Source organism: Caulobacter sp. GW821-FHT10A06, assembly GCF_059415805.1.
On sequence record NZ_JBWKNY010000003.1, the window covers coordinates 446,205 to 464,350 of the forward strand.

Sequence of the window (18,146 nt, forward strand, 5' to 3'; positions counted from 1 at the left end):
GGAAGACGGGAGGGATTAGCCCTCGACCACGCCCAGGACGTCGCTTTCCTTCATGATCAGGAGGTCCTGACCGTCGACCTTCACTTCCGTGCCCGACCACTTGCCGAACAGGATGCGGTCACCGGCCTTGACGTCCAGGGCGACGACTTCGCCCTTGTCGTTGCGTGCGCCGGGGCCGACGGCGACGACTTCGCCTTCCTGCGGCTTTTCCTTGGCGGTGTCGGGGATGATGATCCCGCCCTTGGTCTTGGTTTCTTCTTCGACGCGCTTCACGAGGACGCGGTCGCCCAGGGGACGAAACTTCATGGTGTTCTCCGTCGGAACGGTTTCAAATAAAGGCTGAGTTGGACCGGGGAGCGTTGCTGTTAGCAGTCGCTCCCATCGAGTGCCAACGTCGGGCGTGAGTTAGGCAGGGGGCTCGGGGGAGTCAAGGACGACGCCCGCGAACTTTTCGCGAAGAGTGAATGAGAGGGAGGTTCCGATGATCGATCATATGGGCGTTACGGTCCGTGATCTCCAGGCGGCCAAGACGTTTTATGACGCCGCCTTCGCCCCGCTGGGCATCACCATCGTCATGAGCGTCAGCGCCGAGCAGACCGGCGGCTCGGCCTTCTACGGCTATGGCCCGACGGAGGACCGGCGCGACATCCAGGCGGGCAAGCCCAGCTTCTGGGTCGGCCAGGGCGAGACGGCCACGGGGCCGATGCACGTGGCCTTCCTGGCGGCGAACCGCGCCCAGGTCGACGCCTTCCACGCCGCGGCCCTGGCGGCGGGCGGGACCGACAACGGCGCGCCGGGCGTGCGGCCTCATTATCATCCCAATTACTATGGCGCCTTCGTGCTTGACCCGGACGGCCGAAACGTCGAGGCCGTCTGTCACGCGCCAGTCTGACGTCATCTCCTGACGTGTTCTGAGGATCTTGTATGTCCAGCTATGTCCTGTCGCTGTTCCTGGCGGTCGTGGCCTGCGTCATCGGCGGCACGCTGGGCGGCATGATCCTGGCGCGGCCGCAGGTCATGCTGGGCATGGCCGGCATCGCCGACGAGGACACGCCCAAGCCGCCGCTGTTCGCCGAAGGCCGGGCGGTGGGCGGGGTGCTGATCGCCTCGCACGGGGTGGCGGCGCTGTATCTGGGCTACCAGCCTCGCATCGGCGCGGCCATGGCCCTGGCGCTGGCCGTGGCCTGGCTGGGCGCGGCGGCGGGCCGGGCGGTGTCGGCGGCGCTGGACGGCGCGGCGGGGCGCTACAACAACGGCGCGATGGTGTTCAACGCCCTGATCGGCATCACCCTGAGCCTGCCGTTCTTCCAGATCGGCCGCGTGGCGCTGCGGGGCGTCACGAGTTTCGCTTGAAGCCTTCGTGCTCCAGCAGCCAGCGCTTGCGCTCGATGCCGCCGCCATAGCCGGTGAGCGTACCATCCATGCCGATCACTCGGTGGCAGGGCGCGACGATGCTGAGCGGGTTTGCGCCATTGGCGTGGCCGGCGGCGCGGACCGCGGCCGGGCGGCCGGCGCGGCGGGCCAGTTCGGAATAGGTGATCGTCTCGCCGGCCGGGATTTCGCACAGCGCCGTCCACACGGCATGCTGGAAAGCTGTCCCGTTGGTGGCCCAAGCGATGGTGCTCAGGGTGTCGAGCTGGCCGTCGAAATAGGCGGTGAGGGCCGCGCGGATCGCGGTGGGCGCGGCGCCGACCTCGGGCCGCAGCGGGCCGTAGTGGGTCTTCAGCAGCCGATCGAGCCGGTGCTCGTGGTCATGGAAGTCGACGGCGCGCAGCAGGCCGGCCTCGTCGGTGACGATCAACAGCTCGCCGATCGGCGACGGCGCGCGGTCCAGGAGCAGGCGGGCGGGACGACTCATCGGGCGATCATCGCCGGAGGAGGCGCGGGTGTCCGCCCGGATTTTGCTGTGACGAAGTCTCCCTCCCCCTTGATGGGGGAGGGGCAGGGGCGGGGGTGACTACGGCGGTTGATGCAGCGCAACGCCGCTAGCTCAGCAGATCACCCCCATCCCCAACCCTTCCCCCATCAAGGGGGAAGGGAGCCGATCACCGAATCCCCGGCACCTGCATGGCCGCTTCCTTCTCGGCCTTCTGCTTGAAGACCAGGTCCCCGTACTTGCCGTACTCCATCCGCGCGATCGTGCGCTGGTGCACTTCGTCCGGGCCGTCGGCCAGGCGCAGGGTGCGGATGCCGGCATAGGCCTTGGCGAGCCCAAAGTCGGTGGTCACGCCGCCGCCGCCGTGGGCCTGGATGGCGTCGTCGATGATCTTCAAGGCCAGGCGCGGGGCCGCGACCTTGATCATGGCGATCTCCAGACGGGCCGACTTGTTGCCGGCCTTGTCCATCATGTCGGCGGCTTTCAGGCACAGCAGACGGCACATCTCGATGTCGATGCGGGCGTCGGCGACGCGCTCTTCCCACACCGAGTGGTCCGAGACGTACTTGCCGAAGGCTTTGCGGCTCATCAGGCGCTTGCACATCTTTTCCAGCGCGACTTCCGCCGTGCCGATGGTGCGCATGCAGTGGTGGATGCGGCCGGGGCCCAGGCGACCCTGGGCGATCTCGAAGCCGCGGCCTTCGCCCAGCAACAGGGCGTCCTCGATCGGCACGCGCACGTCCTTGAGGATGACCTCGGCGTGGCCGTGCGGGGCGTCGTCATAGCCGAACACCGGCAGCATGCGGACGATCTCGATGCCCGGCGCGTCCAGCGGCACCAGGACCTGGCTCTGCTGCTGGTGGCGGCTGGCGTTGTCGGGATCGGTCTTGCCCATGACGATGGCGACCTTGCAGCGCGGATCGCCCACGCCCGAGGACCACCACTTGCGGCCGTTGATGACGTAGTGGTCGCCGTCGCGCTCGATGCGGGTCTCGATATTGGTGGCGTCCGAGCTGGCCACCGCCGGCTCGGTCATCAGGAAGGCCGAACGGATCTCGCCGTTCATCAGCGGGCGCAGCCACTTTTCCTTCTGCGCCAGCGTGCCGTAGCGCATCAGCACTTCCATGTTGCCGGTGTCTGGCGCCGAGCAGTTGAAGACTTCCGAGGCGAAGCCGACCTTGCCCAGCTGTTCGGCGATCAGGCTGTATTCCAGGTTGGTCAGTTGCACGCCTTCGAACTGGAAGGTGTCGTCGACGTGGGTCTGGCCGCTGTGCGGCGGCATGAAGAAGTTCCACAGGCCGGCGGCTTTCGCCTTGGCCTTCAGCTCCTCGACGACCTGCACGACCTTCCAGCGCTCGGCGCCGAGGACGTTCATCTCGGCCTCATAGACCGGGATCGCCGGAACGATGTGCTCGTCCATGAACGCGGTGACGCGATCCAGGAAAGCCCGCTGCGTGGGGGAGATATCGAAGTCCATGGCGTTCCCTCTACCCGCTTATCTATGTGTCAAACGCTTGTTTGAAGTGGTTGTAGACCGGCTTTACGCGGGCGGCAAGCGGTCCCGTCGTGGAACTCGGCCTAGAACTCGGCCTAGAACTCGGGTTGTCATCGCGCCGCGTGTGTCGGAAAACGGCAGCCATGCTGACCTTGACCGCCGACACCCTCCAGGGCCGCTACGTCCGGCTCGAACCCATCACCGTCGATCACCGCGACGAGCTGAAGGCCGCCATCGACTGTGACCCCGACAGCTGGGAGATCATGTCGGTCAACGGCTGCGGCGAAGGCTTCGAGGACTTCTGGGGTTCGCTGCAGGGCGAGACCGACCGCGGCGAGCGCATCGGCTATGTCATCCGTCGCCTGTCGGACGGCAAGGTGGTCGGCACCTCCAGCTACATGAACATCCGCCGCCTGCACGGTGGGCTGGAGATCGGCTCGACCTTCCTGAACCCGGAGGCGCGTTCGGGCCCGATCAATCCCGAGAGCAAGCGCCTGATGCTGGGCCACGCCTTCGACAAGGGCGGCGCGATCCGCATCGAGCTGGTCACCGACGTGCGCAACGCCCGCAGCCAGGCGGCGATCCAGAAGCTGGGCGCGACCAAGGAAGGCGTGCTGCGCAATCACAAGGTCACCTGGACGGGCCACGTGCGCGACACCGCCGTGTTCTCGATCACCGACTACGACTGGCCGGCGGTTCGCGAGCGGCTGGAATTCCGGCTGAGCGAAACCTTTGTCTAAACCCTGGCGGGTGCGACGGAACGACGCGCCCTCAGGTCTAGATAAAACGTCGTTATCCCGACGGTTGTAACCAATCGCAAATGAAGGCGCGCTACCGTCAGGCCTCATGACGGCCATCGCCTGCCTTCGAATTTTGTTCACCGCCGATGGCGACAGCCAGCCGGGCGACATCCCCAAGCACAAGGCGCAGGGGGTGGCGGACGCGTTCCTGAAGGCCCGCTGGCGCAAGCCGCGCAAGTGCGGGGCCGTGGCCCCCCTGGCCTTCGTCATCGCCGACCACAATGTCGAGCACCTGGATCCGTCCGAGGTCCAGGGCCTGGCCGCCGAGCTGGAGAAGGTTCTCTTCCCCGGCCGTCCCATCGGCCAGATCGCGCTGATGACCTTCGAGGGCGACGAGCAGGCGGTGCTGAAGTTCGCCGCCCTGACCCAGACCGAACTGCGCGGCCTGATGAACGGCGAGGGTTACGAAGGTGACCCCGGCCGCGTCCACGTGATCACTGCCGACTCCATCGATGGCCCGCTGCCCAGCACTCGCGCGGAAGCCAAGGTCTACGCGGCCGAGAAAGCCGCAGAGAAGAAGGCTTCGGGCGGCCTGGCCACCGCCACCACGATCGAAAAAGAACCCGCGCCGGCCGCCAAGAGCGCCGCGCCGATCTCGACTATCCCGACCGCCGAGGCCCCGAAGGCTGCCGCGATCGCGCCGGAGCCTCCGCCGGTCGTCGAACCCGCCAAGGCGGCGCCCGCGCCGGCTCCCGCCGCCAAGAAGGCCGAGGCCAAGGTCGCGCCGCCGCCGCCGCCCGCCGAGACCGGCTGGTGGGGCGTCTACGACCTGGCGCAAGGCGCCTTCGTCGGCTCGACCATCGGCATGCGTTCCGACCTGCTGGGCCCCGCGCCCGAGGACGACGCCAAGCTGCTGAAGCGTGATCTGGTCTGCCTGACCGACGCCCAGGCCGCCCTGAAGAAGGGCCCCTATGGCGAGATCCACGTGCCGTTCGGCTTCTGGAACCTGACCACGCCGTCGTCGCAGGAGGCCTATAAGGGCCGCCTGTCGCGCTATCCGCTGGACCAGCAGCCGCGCCTGGTCGCCACGATCTACGCCACGCCGCGCGAGGCTTCGATCGGCATGATCCAGCAGATGCGGGCCTTCCTGAAGAGCAGCTTCGCGCGCCTGGACGTGCGGATCAGCGACCCGACCTTCCCGATCCAGGGCCTGCCGCCCGAGCTGGTCGACACCATCACCCTGGTGCTGGACGGCGAGACCGAGCACGATCGCCTCAAGCAGATCCTCAAGTTCGTCGAGCGCAAGTCGGGCTACGCCGCCAAGGGCGTCGTCCAGGCCCTGGCCGGCGTCAGCTCGTCGATGGAGCTGGAAGCAGCCAAGGCCGGCGGCATCGCCCTGGTCCAAGGCCTTGCGGTCACCGAACTGCTGGACAACCCCATCGGCGGCCCCGACGGCGCGCCGCTGGCCCTGGCCCAGAACGCGGCCTAGGCTTTCGGCATCTCGAACGTGAAGACGACGCTGTCGGCCGAGCGTTCGCTGGGGCCGTGGAACACCGCCTCGATATTGTTGCCGTCCGGATCGTACAGGAACGCGGCGTAGTAGCCCGGATGATAGGGCCGCTCGCCCGGTCCGCCGTTGTCGCGCCCGCCGGCCTCGACCCCCGCCTTGTGGAAGCGCTCGACCGTCTCGCGATCCTTGGCCTGGAAGGCCAGATGGATGTGCGTGGCCGGCTCGCCGGCGTCGATCCAGATCTCGTCGCAGTCCAGGTGGGTGTCGTCCTCGTTGTAGGGCACGCCCAGCACGTCCAGCACCGCGCGGTAGAACCGCTTGGTCGCCTCCAGGTCCTTGGCGCGCAGCTGGATGTGGTCGATCAGTCGGCCGCGATGAACTTCCATGGGTAGGCCTCCGGGTTTGGAGGCGAACGTCTGGGCGGAGGCTTGGTTCTAGCGCCGCCCGAACAGCTTCTCGATATCGGCCAGCTTCAGTTCCACATAGGTCGGGCGGCCGTGGTTGCACTGGCCCGAGTGGGGCGTTGCTTCCATCTCGCGGAGCAGGGCGTTCATTTCGGCGCCGTTCAGGCGGCGGCCGGCGCGGACGCTGCCGTGGCAGGCCATGGTCGAGCAGACCTCTTCCAGCCGCTCCTTCAGGGCCAGGGCCTGACCGTTCTCGGCCAGGTCGTCGGCGATGTCGCGGATCAGGGCGGCGGCGTCGGTCTTGCCCAGCAGGGCCGGGGTCTCGCGCACCAGCACCGCGCCGGGGCCGAAGCTTTCGATGACCAAACCGAGGCTGGCCAGTTCCTCGGACCGGGCGATGACACGCTCGGCCTCGGCGGGGTCGAGATCGACCACCTCGGGCAGCAGCAGGGTCTGGCGGGCCACGCCGCCGGCGGCCATTTCGCCCTTCATGCGCTCGTAGACCAGGCGCTCGTGGGCGGCGTGCTGGTCGACGATGACCATGCCGTCGCGGGTCTGGGCGACGATATAGGTCTCGTGCACCTGGGCGCGCGCCGCGCCCAGCGGGAAGTCGACCGGGTCGAACGGCGCGGCCTGCGCGTAGTCCTGCTGCGGACGGTCCTCGAAGGCGACGGAGGTGTAGGCCTCACGCACGACCTCGGCCAGTTCTCCGCCGAAGCTGGGCTCGACCCGCGCCGAGACCTCATTCAGCCCCGGCAGATCCATCGGCCGTTGTGTCGGCGGCGTCCAACCACCCTCGCGCCAGGCCGAGAAGCCGGCGGGGGAGGGACCCGGCTGGTAGCCCGGGAACGGGCTCTGCTGGGCGCGGATGCTGTCCAGGGCCTGGTTGGCGACGGTGGTCGAGGCGCGGTGGCCGGCGCCGGCCAAGGCGTGGCGCAGGGCCCCGACGATCAGGCCGCGCACCAGGGCCGGGTCACGGAAACGCACCTCGGCCTTGGCGGGGTGGACGTTGACGTCGACCTCGGTCGGATCGAGCGTCACGTAAAGCGCCGCCGTCGGGTGGCGGTCGCGGGCCAGGAAATCGGCATAGGCCGCGCGCAGGGCGCCGGTCAGCAGGCGGTCGCGCACCGGTCGGCCGTTGACGAACAGGTACTGGTGGGCCGCGTTGCCGCGATTGTAGGTCGGCAGACCGGCGAAGCCCGACAGCCGCACGCCGTCGCGGACCTGGTCGATCTCGATGGCGTTGTCCTGGAAGTCGCGGCCCAGCACGTTGGCCAGGCGCGCCAGGCGCCCCTGCGGTCCCGGATGCTCGGCCGGCAGGCGCAAAATACGACGACCGTCGATGTCCAGCGAGAAGCCGATGCTCTCATTGGCCATGGCCAGGCGCTTGATCTCTTCGGTGATCGCCAGGGCCTCGGCGCGCTCGGACTTCATGAACTTCAGGCGCGCGGGGGTGGCGTAGAACAGGTCACGCACCTCGATCCGCGCCCCGTGCGGGCCGGGGAAGGCGGCTGGCGCGACGTCGCCGACGCTGCCGCCCTCGACCAGGATCGAGAAGGCGTCATGGCCGCCCTTGGCGCGCGAGCTGATCTGCAGCCGCGCCACCGAGCCGATCGACGGCAGGGCCTCGCCCCGGAAGCCCATGGTGTGGATGCGCAGCAGGTCCCACAGGCCGTCCTCGTCGGGGGCCAGTTTGGAGGTCGCGTGGCGCTCGATGGCCACCGGCAGTTCTTCGGCCGAGAGACCGCAGCCGTCGTCGGCCACCAGGATGCGGGTCAGGCCGCCGCCGTGGGCCTCGACCTCGATCCGCGTGGCGCCGGCGTCGATGGCGTTGTCGACCAGCTCCTTGATGGCGCTCGCGGGCCGTTCGACCACCTCGCCGGCGGCGATGCGGTTCACGGTCTCGGGCGGCAGGCGGCGGATAGGCATCAGACGGACTTTCACGAGGCAGGCCCGGGCCGAAGCTCGAGCATTGCAACTCCTTAAGTTGACCGGACGGTCAGCGACGGAGATCGATGAGTTTAGCTCGATTCCGCGAGCGTTCGAGGATCTGAAGATAGTGACCCTGACCCGTTTCGCCGCCGCCGGCCTGGCGATTTCTCTCCTGTGCGGCGGTTCCGCCCTGGCTCAAGCCCAGGGCAAAAACGAGGTCTCGATCCATCAGACCAAGCCCGTCGCCCTGACGCCGGTCGACAGCCAGGCCAACCTGGTCGAGGAGCTGATCGTCAATGCCCGCCTGCCGGGGCCGGCCTGGTGGAAGGTCACCGACGGCGACACCACGGTCTATGTGATGGGCATGCCGGCCTTCGCGCCGAAGAAGCTGGATTTCGACGACTCGGTGCTGCGCCGCCGGCTGGACGGGGCCAATGTGCTGATCCTGGGCCAGGAGCCGGAGGTCCGCATTCTGAGCCTGCTGGGCCTGATCCCCGGCAAGGGCAAGCAGTTCAAGATGGACAAGCCGATGCGCGACAGCTTGCCGTCCGACCTGCGCGCGCGCCTGGAGACGCGGCTGAAGGCCCAGGGCAAGCCCCTGACCGAATACGACGACCTCAAGCCGGCGCTGGCGGGCTTTGTCATCGCCAACGACCGGGGCAGTGGCGTCACGATCACCCTGGGAAGCCTGAGCGACCGCATCCGCGACCTGGCCAAGGGCAAGACGGTCGCCGTGCAGCCGCGCGTGAAGAAGCTGGACGACTACGACCTGATCGGCATGGTCAAGTCGCTGGCCGAGGCGCCCCAGCCCTTGCAGGAACTCTGCCTGGACGCGGGCCTCAAGGAGGCCGAGAACGGCTTGGCCAGCGTCCGCGAGACCGCCGAGCAGTGGGCGGAAGGGCAGGTGCGCGAGGTCGTTGCCGCCGAGCGCGGCTATCAGCGCTGCCTGGCCTCGACGCCTTGGATCGCCCGCCAGTTCAAGGACGGCCAGGACGACGCCGTCGGCGCCATCACCACGGCCTTGAAGAAGCCCGGCAAGGCCGTGGCGGTGATCGAGCTGCGCTCGCTGCTGACCGAAGGCGGGGTGCTGGATCGCCTGCGCGCCAAGGGTTTCACCGTCACAGCGCCCGAATAAGGCCAAGCTTCCGCCGCATCGGCCCGCGAAGGTTGCGCCTCACACGGGGAATTTGAGATGCGTTCGATACTGGCCGGCCTGGTCTTGGCCTTTGCGACGAGCGCATCCGCCCAGGCGATCGACGACCCGCAGGCCAATGTCGTCGAGGAAATGGTGGTCAGCGCCAAGCTGCCGGGCCCGGCCTGGTGGCGGGTGTCGGACGCCGACACCACGATCTACGTGCTGGGCATGCCGGCTTCCGTGCCCAAGGGCATGGCCTGGGACAAGTCGGTGGTCGAGCGCCGGCTGGATGGAGCCTTCGCGGTGTTGACCCCGCCGGAGTGGCGCGCGGGCCTGACCGACATTCCGGCCCTGCTGAAACTGCGCAAGACGCTGAAGGACGACGGCGACTGGGCGGCGTCCGATCCGGCTCTGGCGGCCCGGACCCAGCGCGCCTGGGCCGCCGCCGACCCCAAGAAGCCGGACGGCTGGAAGGACTGGAAGCCCCTGTTCATCGCCATGCAGCTGGGCGGCAAGGCCGATCGCGCCGCCGGCCTGCTGATGTCCGAGCCGGACCGGACCATCGACGCTCTGACCAAGAAGCGCCGGGTCAAAGGACGCTCGGCCAAGGTCGGCAAGGCCATGCCGATGCTGAAGTCCCTGGCCCGCGAGCACACCGACGAGGCGGGGCGTGTCTGCCTGACCGAGACCCTGGAAACTGTCGAAGCCGGTCCCGCCGCCCGCCGCGCCGCCGCCGAGGCTTGGGCGCGCGGCGACGTGAAGGCCGCCCTGGCCGCGCCCCGCAGCGCAGAGCGCTGCCAACTGCTGCTGCCCGGCGTTCCCGAGCTGATGCGCCAGTCCGTCGATGACGAGGCCGACGCGCTGGCCGACCTGCTCAAGACCCCCGGCCACGCGGTGGCGCTCTATCCGATCCGGGGCCTGGTGGCCGAGAAGGGCGTGCTGGACAAGCTGCGGGCGCGCGGGATCACGGTGCGGACGCCGGGCGACGGGTAGGGCCGTATCGATATCCAGCTTTGAGCTAACCCAACATCCGATCATCCCCGCGAAAGCGGGGATCCAAGCTGAGTCAGAGGGCCACCGCTCGGCCTCACGCCATCCTGAAGGCCAGCTTGGGTCCCCGCTTTCGCGGGGATGATCGGTGATGGGGGAGAAAGGTCGAAGGTCCATCTTGGCGATCACTTGCAAGTGAATCTCATATGCAATACTCGAAGCGCTCCAAAAATGGGTGGAGCGATCGATGTCCGGGACAACTTCTTCAAGGCTGACGTGGGCGCGATCGGCGTCGGTTCTGGCCCTGGTGATGGCGCTGCCTGCCGTGGCGGCCGCACAGGAAACGGCCGCCGCCGAGGACAAGGTCGCGGTCGACGAGCTGCTGGTCTACGGGCGCGGCGCGACCAAGAACACCCTGGCCACGGGCCTGGACCTGACGCCGAAGGAGACGCCCCAGTCCCTCAGCATCATCACCCGCGAGCAGATCCAGGACCAGGCGGCGGCCAAGGTCACCGACGTGCTGGCCTACACCACGGGCGTCTCGGTGAAGGCCGTCGACCGGGGCCGCAACGGCCTGTCGGCGCGCGGCTTCGAGATCACCAACTTCCAGCTGGACGGCGTGCCGTTCGAGACCGGCAATATCGGCCTGGAAGAGACCAGCACCGCGATCTACGAGCGGGTCGAGGTGGTGCGCGGCGCCACTGGCCTGATGCAGGGGGCGGGGGAGCCCTCGGCCTCGATCAACCTGGTGCGCAAGCACGCCGACGCCCGCGAGCTGTCGGGTCAGCTGACCCTGGAGGGCGGCTCCTGGAACCGCTTCGCCGGCACGGTGGACGTCTCGGCCCCGCTGGCCCGCGACGGCGCCGTGCGCGGCCGGTTCGTCGCCGAGATCTATGACGAGGAAGCGTTCGTCGACCTGGAGGCCAACAAGGGCTTCACCCTGTACGGCGTGGTCGACGCCGACCTGGGCGACAAGACCCGCCTCAGCTTCGGCGCCAGCCACCAGCGCGACGAGCGCAGCGGCACCCTGTGGGGCCAGCTGCCCTACTGGTACAGCAACGGCACGCGCACCAACTGGCCGCGCTCGCAGACCAGCGCCGCCAAGTGGAACCAGTGGGACACCACCGAGCAGGCGGCCTTCGTCACGCTGGAGCACCGCCTGAACGACCGCTGGTCGATCCGCGGCGACGCCGCCTATCACCGCCAGAAGGAAGATTCCAAGCTGCTGTGGATGTGGGGCGACCTGGACGAGGCGACCGGCGTCGGCATGAGCGCCTGGCCCTACTGGTACAAGACCGCGCCCAAGCAGTGGAACCTGAACCTGACCGTCAAGGGGACCTACGACCTGTTCGGCCGCGAGCACGAGCTGGTGCTGGGCGCGATGTACAACCGCCTGTCCACCGGCTGGACCAACCAGGACCCGGTCTCGGTGGTGCCGGACTCGGGCGACTTCCGCCGCTGGGACGGCAGCTATCCCGAGCCGACCTGGGGACCGCGCTACGACATGTCGGGCCTGGGGACGACCAAGCAGGGCGCGGTCTATGGCGCGACCCGCCTGCAGCTGCTGGACCGGCTGAAGCTGGTCGCCGGCGTCCGCCTCAGCTACTGGCGGCGCGACGAGGAGGTCGCGACCTACACGCCGGTGGCCTTCACGCTAAAGCAGACCAACGTGCTCACGCCCTATGCCGGGCTGATCTACGACCTCACGCCGAACGTGTCGGCCTATGCCAGCTACACCAGCATCTTCGATCCGCAGACCTACAAGGATCGCAACGGCAAGTACCTGGACCCGCTGGAGGGCGACAACTACGAGGCCGGGCTGAAGGCTGACTTCCTGAACGGGCGGCTGCGCGCGTCGACCGCGATCTTCCGGGTCGAGCAGAACAACTTCCCGGTCGTCGATGCCGGCTTCTTCGTGCCCGGCACGATCGATCCGGCCTATCGCGGCGCTAAAGGAACGGTTTCCAAGGGCTATGAGGCCGAGCTGCAGGGCCAGGTGCTGGAGGGCTGGGACGTCAGCATGGGCTGGAGCCAGTTCACGGCCAAGGACGCCGACGGCGTGGACGTCCAGGCCCACCACCCGCGCCGGGTCTTCCGCCTGTCGACCAAGTACGCGCTGCCGGGCGATCGGATCAGCGTCGGCGGCTCGCTGCGCTGGGAGAGCCGGCCGCCGCAGACGGGGGTGAACCCCGGCACGGGCAAGACCGAACCCGTGGGCCAGCCGGCCTATGTGCTGGTCAACCTGATGGGGCAGTACAAGGTCACCGACCGGACCTCGATCCAGCTCAACGTCGATAACCTGTTCGACAAGACCTACTACAGCAACAATGTCTGGTTCGCCGGCTTCGTGTACGGCGAGCCCCGCCGGGCCCGCGTGACGCTGCGCCACGCTTTCTAGGCGCACGAAAAAGGCCCGGAACCGCAAGGCTCCGGGCCGTTTCGAATCTCAGAAGAGATCAGGCCTTAGAGGCCCGGCAGCTTGATGCCGCCCTTCTTGTCGCGGCTGATGACCACGCCACCCGTGCCGACCAGCTTCTTCAGGCGAGCTTCCTCGGCGGCGGCGTCGACCTCGACCGGGGCGTTGGCGCCCGACTCGGCGGCGGTGGCCACGTTGGTGGTCTTCTGGCCCTTTTTCCAGAACATCACCTTGCTGGCGAAGCTCTCGTCCTTGTGGGCCAGGTCGCCGTTCTCGTCATCGACGACGAAGCGGATCAGCGGATCGGCCTTTTCAGACCCGGCGCGCGAGACCAGCAGCTTTTCGCCTTCCGAACGGTTCGAGGCGTTGCTCTGGCCGATCAGGGCGGCGCGCGCGGCGCTTTCCGGCTGCAGCTCTTGCGGACGCGGCTCGCCGGGCGCCGGCGGGCGCAGGGCGTAGTCCGGCGGCACGGCCAGCGGGGCCTTGCTGACGACGCGGAATTCGTCGGGAACCACCTTGCTCATGCCCAGGGCCTTCTGGGTCGAGGTGCAGCCAGCCATGCCGATCGCGGCCACGGCGGTCAGGGCGCTAATGGTCGCGACCCGATTGAAACTCATCAAACCATGCTCCAGCAGGCCGACCCCCGGCCAAAATTTTGGACGCTCTCGATACGACATCCTCGCGCGGGCGCCAATCTCCCACGCGAATGCGGCGTCATTCAGTCGCCCAAGCTACTCCGTTTCGGCCAGCTTCTTCTCGCCGTACAGGAAGCTGTCCAGCAGCAGCAGGGCCACGCCGATCGAGATGCCCGAGTCGGCGACGTTGAACACCCACGGGAAATACAGCCGCGAGACGTCGATGAAGTCGACGACATAGCCGTACATCACCCGGTCGATCAGGTTGTTGCCGATGGCCCCGCCGATGATCATGCCAATGCCGAGGGTCGGCAGCAGCTTGGTCGCCTTGCGCGCCCACCAGGCCAGGCCGATCACCACGATGATCGAGAAGCCGATCAGCAGCCAGCGGCCCCAGTCGTTGCCGCGCAGCAGGCCAAAGCTCATGCCGTAGTTATGGACCATGGTCAGGTGCAGCGGGCCCAGCAGCGGCAGGGACGAACCCTGCTCACGGCCCAGCAGGCCCAGGACCCACAGCTTTGAGATCTGGTCCAGCACCACAGTGGCGGCGGCGATTGCGTAGGCGGTCCAGCCCAGGCGAGTGATAGACTTCATCTGCTTAGCTAAACCGTCCTACGCCCCAATGCCTAGCCTTGCGCCGCGTCCCAATAGGCCACGGCCTCGGCGTCGCGAAGGCTAAGCTCCGGATAGCGGACATCGGTTCCCACCTCCGGCAGGATGCGCCATGAGCGGGCGCACTTGTTCCCCTCGGCCTTGTTCGATTTGACCCAAACATTCTCAACGTCAGTCGAGAAGCATGCTTCCTTGTCGAACTCTGGCGTGTGGAAACGCGTGTCGGCAGCCCAGTCAGCCACAAATGCTTGGCTCGTGCGGAAAATTTCAGCCGCATCGAGTCCATCAAATGCGTCGAGCAACTCAGGGCGGTTGGCGATGATCACCACCGGCGCCGCCTCCAGCGCCGAGCCGATGCGCTTTTCGCGGCGTTCGACTTCCAGGGCGCCGGTCACGACCGACATCACCGTCTCGACCTTGGCCCAGCGGGCGGCCTCGGCGTCGTTCCGCCACTCGGCCGGCGTCGCCGGGATCACCCGCAGGCTGTTGGAGCCGGCGTCGGGGAAACGCGTCTGCCACGCCTCTTCCATGGTGAAGCTGGTCAGCGGCGACAGCCAGATGGTCAGGCGCTCGAAAACATAGTCCAGCACCGTGCGATAGGCCCGGCGACGGATGGCGTCGGGACGGTCGCAGTACAGGCTGTCCTTGCGGATGTCGAAGAACAGGGTGGAGAGGTCCCCCTGGCAGAACTCGATCAGCGGCCGGACCACGTCGCTGAAGCGATAGGTCTCGTAGGCGGCGCGGACGTCGCGATCCAGCTCCCACAGACGGTGCAGGATGTACTTCTCCAGCGGCGGGAAGTCGGCGTAGTCGGTGACCCGCTCGGCATCATTGAAGCCGGCCAGGGCGCCCAGCAGGTAGCGCGTGGTGTTGCGCAGCTTGCGATAGGCGTCGGTGGTGGTGGCCAGGATCGTCTTGCCGATCCGCTGGTCTTCCGAATAGTCGACCATCGCCGCCCACAGACGCAGGATCTCGGCGCCGCTTTCCTTGGTGATGGTCTGCGGCTCGACGGTGTTGCCCTTGGACTTGGACATCTTCTCGCCGTTCTCATCCTGGGTGAACCCGTGGGTGAGAACCGCCTTGTACGGCGCGCGGCCGCGCGAACCGCAGCCTTCCAGCAGGGACGACTGGAACCAGCCGCGATGCTGGTCGGAGCCTTCGAGATACAGGTCGGCCGGCCAGGCGCTGTCGTCGCGGCCTTCGATGGTGAAAGCGTGGGTGCAGCCGCTGTCGAACCAGACATCGAGGATGTCGGTGATCTTCTCGTACTGGGCCGGGTCGTGCACGCCCAGGAAGTCGGCGTCGGGACGCGTGAACCAGGCGTCGGCGCCGCCCTCGCGGATGGCGTCCAGGATGCGGGCGTTGACCGCCGGATCGTTCAGCGGATGGCCGGTGTGCTTGTCCACGAACATGGCCAGGGGCGTGCCCCAGTTGCGCTGGCGGCTGACCAGCCAGTCGGGACGCGTCTCGACCATCGAGCCGATGCGGTTGCGGCCGGCGTCGGGGTGGAAGGCAGTGTCGGCGATGGCCTGGACGGCCGTCTCGCGCAGGGTCTTGCCGCCCAGGCTGTCGACGGCGTGGTCCATGCGGATGAACCACTGCGGGGTGTTGCGGAAGATCACCGGAGCCTTCGAGCGCCAGCTGTGCGGATAGCTGTGCTCGACGCGGCCGCGCGCCAGCAGGTTGCCGGCCTCGATCAGCTTGTCCATCACCGCGCCGTTGGCGGGACCGAACTTGCCGGTCTTCTTGCCTTCGGTCTCGATAACCTGCAGGCCTGCGAACAGCGGCACGTGCGGATAGTAGGCGCCGTCAGCGTTGACGGTGTCGGGGATGGCGTCGAGGCTATGGCCGCTCTTCAGCCACACCAGATAGTCGTCGGCGCCGTGGCCCGGCGCGGTGTGCACGAAGCCAGTGCCGGCGTCGTCGGTGACATGGTCCCCAGCGAGCAGTGGCACACTAAAGCCGAAGCCCGTCTCTGAATCGGGTGCGAATTTAGCCAGCGGGTGGGCGCAGGAGACGCCATCCGGATTGACGGATTGTAGCTTTTTGAACTTCGCGACCTTGGCGGTGGCAAACACATCGTTCGCAAGCTTTTCGGCGACGATGAATTTGTCGCCCGGCTTTGCCCACGGCTCATACTCAAGATCGCTTTGCATCTCTTCTACTTCGAAGAGTCCGTAGTCGATCTTGGGGTTAAATGAGATCGCGCGATTTGCCGGAATCGTCCAAGGCGTGGTCGTCCAAATCACGACTGACGCGCCAAAAAGTTCGGTTCTCTCGTCGCGGCCCCCTAGTGAGCCTGACATCACGGTCCTGACCGGGAACTTCACCCAGATCGTGGGTGAGACGTGGTCGTGATACTCGATCTCGGCGTCGGCCAGGGCGGTGCGCTCGACCGGGCTCCACATCACCGGCTTGGAGCCGCGATAAAGCTGGCCGGTCTCCAGGAACTTGTGGAACTCGGCGACGATCGTGGCTTCGCTGGTGAAGTCCATGGTGGCGTAGCGGTTCCACCAGTCGCCCAGGATGCCCAGGCGCTGGAACTCGACCTTCTGGGCCTCGATCCAGCCGCCGGCATAGGCGCGGCACTCGCGGCGGAATTCCTCGGCCGGGACCTCGTCCTTGCGGCGGCCCTTGGCGCGGAACTGCTCCTCGATCTTCCACTCGATCGGCAGGCCGTGGCAGTCCCAGCCCGGCACGTAGTCGACGTCGAAGCCCAGCGCGAAGCGCGAGCGGACCACGAAGTCCTTCAGCGTCTTGTTCAGGGCGTGGCCGATGTGGATGGCGCCGTTGGCGTAGGGCGGGCCGTCGTGCAGCACGAACAGCGGCGCGCCGTCGGCCTGACGCTTGGCGCGGACAGCGCCGTACAGGCCCTTGGGCGACAGGGCGGCCCAGCCCTCCAGGATCTCAGGCTCCTTCTTGGGCAAGCCCCCGCGCATCGGGAACGGAGTGTCGGGAAGGAAGACGGTTTCGCGATAGTCGCGGGCGGTCGTGGCGTCGTCGGCCATGGAATAGCTATCCAAGTTGGAAGTTCGGGAGGGGCGCGGACTGAAAACCCGGCGCGCGCGCAAGCCTGACCGGCGGCGTCACGCCGGGCGGATAATTCGCGCTGTATTCCGAACGGAACTCATGGGGAGCGGGGATAGCAGAGGGATGGCGCTGAGCCAATAGATGCTCCCCCGTGATACGGGGGAGCTGTCGCGGAGCGACTGAGGGGGCGAGCTGGGCATATGCCGCGTTAGCCCCCTCCGGCCCTCTGGGCCACCTCCCCCGCATCGCGGGGGAGGATCTCGGCTAAGCCCCAGGCTTCCGCAGCTTCGGCGTCACCGCCACCGTCATCAGCCGCGCGTTGCGGATGACCAGGAAGTCCGTCGGCCGCCCGATACTGTGGTGATCCAGCGCCCGCAGCAGGTCGTCCAGCCCAGTCAGGACCTGGCCGCCCGCCGCGGCCAGCAGGTCGCCCTCCTTGATCCCCGCCTTGGCGGCCGGGCCGCCGGCGTCGACATGGGCGACATAGACCGCATAGGGCTGGTGCAGGCCGGTGGCCTTGGCCAGGGCCGGCGGGATCGGGGCCTGCTGGGCGATCAGGCCGATCGAGCCGCGCCGCACGTGGCCGTGCTCCAGCAGCTCGGCGATCACGAAGCGGGCGGTATTGGCCGCCACCGCGAAACACAGGCCTTGGTAGCCGGCGATGATCGCCGTGGCGATGCCGATCACCTCGCCGGTGGAATTGACCAGCGGCCCGCCGCTGTTGCCGGGATTGAGCGCCGCGTCGGTCTGGATCAGGTCCTCGATCAGCCGGCCGCGCTCGCCGCGCAAGCTGCGGCCCATGGCCGAGACCACGCCGGTGGTCACCGTGGCCTCGAAGCCCAGCGGCGCGCCGACGGCGATGACCAGCTGGCCGCGTCGCAGCTTCTTGGAGTCGCCCAGCTTGGCGACCGGCAGGTTGACGGCCTGGTCGATCTTGATGACGGCCAGGTCGGTGTCGGGGTCGTCGCCGACGCAGCGCGCGGTGAAGCTGCGGCCCTCGGCATTGATCACGATGTAGCGGCTGGCGCCTTGGATCACGTGGCTGTTGGTCAGGATCAAGCCGTCGGACCCGATGACGAAGCCCGAGCCGACGCCGGACATCCGGGGGTCTTCCAGCATCGGATGGATGCGCACGACGCTGGGCCCGATCCGCTCGACGGCGCGGACCACGGCGTTGGAATAAGCGTCCAGCAGATCACCGTCGGGCAGGGCGCAATAGCCGCCCTCGACCTCGACCGCCTTGCCCGTGTCGAACACGAACTGGGCGCCCTCGGGATAGGCGAGGATCTCGTGGCGACGCCTGGTCACCCCGTGTTTCGCCCGCGCGAACTGCTGGTACTTGCGCCCCTTGAGCATCGGTCCCCACCCTGC

At 67.8% G+C, this 18,146-nt stretch carries 15 protein-coding genes and 1 pseudogene; 7 read left to right on the plus strand and 9 right to left on the minus strand.

Going from position 1 to position 18,146, the window contains the following annotated elements:
* Positions 1–15: 15 nt before the first annotated feature.
* Positions 16–306 (minus strand): co-chaperone GroES, encoded by a 291-nt coding sequence (groES, locus tag AC07NF_RS09840; protein ID WP_291876365.1) that lies wholly within the window; start codon positions 304–306, stop codon positions 16–18.
* A 175-nt stretch (positions 307–481) separates the two neighbouring features.
* On the opposite strand from groES, the gene AC07NF_RS09845 reads away from it, so the two are divergent.
* Both AC07NF_RS09845 and AC07NF_RS09850 read left to right on the plus strand, forming a co-directional pair.
* Positions 482–892, plus strand: coding sequence for a VOC family protein (locus AC07NF_RS09845; RefSeq protein WP_492814228.1), 411 nt, complete (start codon positions 482–484; stop codon positions 890–892).
* A 32-nt stretch (positions 893–924) separates the two neighbouring features.
* Positions 925–1,353, plus strand: coding sequence for a DUF4345 family protein (locus AC07NF_RS09850; protein WP_494631961.1), 429 nt, complete (start codon positions 925–927; stop codon positions 1,351–1,353).
* Here AC07NF_RS09850 and AC07NF_RS09855 read toward each other — a convergent pair.
* Both AC07NF_RS09855 and AC07NF_RS09860 read right to left on the minus strand, forming a co-directional pair.
* Complete coding sequence (locus AC07NF_RS09855) at positions 1,337–1,858, minus strand: methylated-DNA--[protein]-cysteine S-methyltransferase (RefSeq protein WP_494631960.1); 522 nt, start codon at positions 1,856–1,858, stop codon at positions 1,337–1,339. The genes AC07NF_RS09850 and AC07NF_RS09855 overlap by 17 nt on opposite strands.
* 187 nt (positions 1,859–2,045) lie before the next feature.
* Positions 2,046–3,353: an acyl-CoA dehydrogenase family protein gene (locus tag AC07NF_RS09860; protein WP_492814234.1), complete on the minus strand. Its 1,308-nt coding sequence runs from the start codon at positions 3,351–3,353 to the stop codon at positions 2,046–2,048.
* 161 nt (positions 3,354–3,514) lie between these two features.
* On the opposite strand from AC07NF_RS09860, the gene AC07NF_RS09865 reads away from it, so the two are divergent.
* Positions 3,515–4,111, plus strand: coding sequence for a GNAT family N-acetyltransferase (locus AC07NF_RS09865; protein ID WP_492814235.1), 597 nt, complete (start codon positions 3,515–3,517; stop codon positions 4,109–4,111).
* A 106-nt stretch (positions 4,112–4,217) separates the two neighbouring features.
* Positions 4,218–5,600, plus strand: a complete 1,383-nt coding sequence (locus AC07NF_RS09870; RefSeq protein ID WP_494631959.1) for a hypothetical protein — start codon at positions 4,218–4,220, stop codon at positions 5,598–5,600.
* Here AC07NF_RS09870 and AC07NF_RS09875 read toward each other — a convergent pair.
* Both AC07NF_RS09875 and mutL read right to left on the minus strand, forming a co-directional pair.
* Positions 5,597–6,007, minus strand: a complete 411-nt coding sequence (locus AC07NF_RS09875) for a VOC family protein (RefSeq protein ID WP_494631958.1) — start codon at positions 6,005–6,007, stop codon at positions 5,597–5,599. The genes AC07NF_RS09870 and AC07NF_RS09875 overlap by 4 nt on opposite strands.
* Before the next feature lie 48 nt (positions 6,008–6,055).
* Positions 6,056–7,954: a DNA mismatch repair endonuclease MutL gene (gene mutL, locus AC07NF_RS09880; RefSeq protein ID WP_494631957.1), complete on the minus strand. Its 1,899-nt coding sequence runs from the start codon at positions 7,952–7,954 to the stop codon at positions 6,056–6,058.
* 86 nt (positions 7,955–8,040) lie between these two features.
* Between mutL and AC07NF_RS09885 the strand changes: the two are divergent.
* From AC07NF_RS09885 to AC07NF_RS09895, 3 genes and pseudogenes are all read left to right on the plus strand, one after another.
* Positions 8,041–9,092, plus strand: a pseudogene (locus AC07NF_RS09885) (TraB/GumN family protein).
* 57 nt (positions 9,093–9,149) lie between these two features.
* Complete coding sequence (locus AC07NF_RS09890; RefSeq protein ID WP_494631956.1) at positions 9,150–10,085, plus strand: TraB/GumN family protein; 936 nt, start codon at positions 9,150–9,152, stop codon at positions 10,083–10,085.
* A 307-nt stretch (positions 10,086–10,392) separates the two neighbouring features.
* On the plus strand, positions 10,393–12,480 hold the full coding sequence (locus AC07NF_RS09895) for a TonB-dependent siderophore receptor (RefSeq protein ID WP_494631955.1): 2,088 nt from the start codon (positions 10,393–10,395) through the stop codon (positions 12,478–12,480).
* Positions 12,481–12,545: 65 nt separating this feature from the next.
* On the opposite strand, the gene AC07NF_RS09900 is transcribed toward AC07NF_RS09895, so the two are convergent.
* The 4 genes from AC07NF_RS09900 to AC07NF_RS09915 all read right to left on the minus strand — a co-directional run bounded on the left by AC07NF_RS09900 (position 12,546) and on the right by AC07NF_RS09915 (position 18,131).
* A complete protein-coding gene (locus AC07NF_RS09900; RefSeq protein WP_494631954.1) occupies positions 12,546–13,115 on the minus strand; it encodes a DUF3035 domain-containing protein in 570 nt (189 codons plus the stop codon).
* Between the two features lie 114 nt (positions 13,116–13,229).
* A complete protein-coding gene (gene lspA / locus AC07NF_RS09905) occupies positions 13,230–13,727 on the minus strand; it encodes a signal peptidase II (RefSeq protein ID WP_492814247.1) in 498 nt (165 codons plus the stop codon).
* A 32-nt stretch (positions 13,728–13,759) separates the two neighbouring features.
* A complete protein-coding gene (gene ileS / locus AC07NF_RS09910) occupies positions 13,760–16,753 on the minus strand; it encodes an isoleucine--tRNA ligase (RefSeq protein ID WP_494631953.1) in 2,994 nt (997 codons plus the stop codon).
* Between the two features lie 286 nt (positions 16,754–17,039).
* Positions 17,040–18,131 (minus strand): S1C family serine protease, encoded by a 1,092-nt coding sequence (locus AC07NF_RS09915; protein WP_492814250.1) that lies wholly within the window; start codon positions 18,129–18,131, stop codon positions 17,040–17,042.
* Between the last annotated feature and the right edge of the window lie 15 nt (positions 18,132–18,146).

What these genes read in the sequence shown, in the direction of transcription:
- AC07NF_RS09850 (WP_494631961.1), top strand. Translation starts at nt 925, where the DNA reads ATGTCCAGCTATGTCCTGTCGCTGTTCCTGGCGGTCGTGGCCTGCGTC.
- AC07NF_RS09900 (WP_494631954.1), bottom strand. Translation starts at nt 13,115, where the DNA reads ATGAGTTTCAATCGGGTCGCGACCATTAGCGCCCTGACCGCCGTGGCC.
- ileS (WP_494631953.1), bottom strand. Translation starts at nt 16,753, where the DNA reads ATGGCCGACGACGCCACGACCGCCCGCGACTATCGCGAAACCGTCTTC.
- AC07NF_RS09865 (WP_492814235.1), top strand. Translation starts at nt 3,515, where the DNA reads ATGCTGACCTTGACCGCCGACACCCTCCAGGGCCGCTACGTCCGGCTC.
- AC07NF_RS09860 (WP_492814234.1), bottom strand. Translation starts at nt 3,353, where the DNA reads ATGGACTTCGATATCTCCCCCACGCAGCGGGCTTTCCTGGATCGCGTC.
- groES (WP_291876365.1), bottom strand. Translation starts at nt 306, where the DNA reads ATGAAGTTTCGTCCCCTGGGCGACCGCGTCCTCGTGAAGCGCGTCGAA.
- AC07NF_RS09895 (WP_494631955.1), top strand. Translation starts at nt 10,393, where the DNA reads ATGGCGCTGCCTGCCGTGGCGGCCGCACAGGAAACGGCCGCCGCCGAG.
- AC07NF_RS09890 (WP_494631956.1), top strand. Translation starts at nt 9,150, where the DNA reads ATGCGTTCGATACTGGCCGGCCTGGTCTTGGCCTTTGCGACGAGCGCA.
- lspA (WP_492814247.1), bottom strand. Translation starts at nt 13,727, where the DNA reads ATGAAGTCTATCACTCGCCTGGGCTGGACCGCCTACGCAATCGCCGCC.
- AC07NF_RS09875 (WP_494631958.1), bottom strand. Translation starts at nt 6,007, where the DNA reads ATGGAAGTTCATCGCGGCCGACTGATCGACCACATCCAGCTGCGCGCC.
- mutL (WP_494631957.1), bottom strand. Translation starts at nt 7,954, where the DNA reads ATGCCTATCCGCCGCCTGCCGCCCGAGACCGTGAACCGCATCGCCGCC.
- AC07NF_RS09855 (WP_494631960.1), bottom strand. Translation starts at nt 1,858, where the DNA reads ATGAGTCGTCCCGCCCGCCTGCTCCTGGACCGCGCGCCGTCGCCGATC.
- AC07NF_RS09870 (WP_494631959.1), top strand. Translation starts at nt 4,218, where the DNA reads ATGACGGCCATCGCCTGCCTTCGAATTTTGTTCACCGCCGATGGCGAC.
- AC07NF_RS09915 (WP_492814250.1), bottom strand. Translation starts at nt 18,131, where the DNA reads ATGCTCAAGGGGCGCAAGTACCAGCAGTTCGCGCGGGCGAAACACGGG.
- AC07NF_RS09845 (WP_492814228.1), top strand. Translation starts at nt 482, where the DNA reads ATGATCGATCATATGGGCGTTACGGTCCGTGATCTCCAGGCGGCCAAG.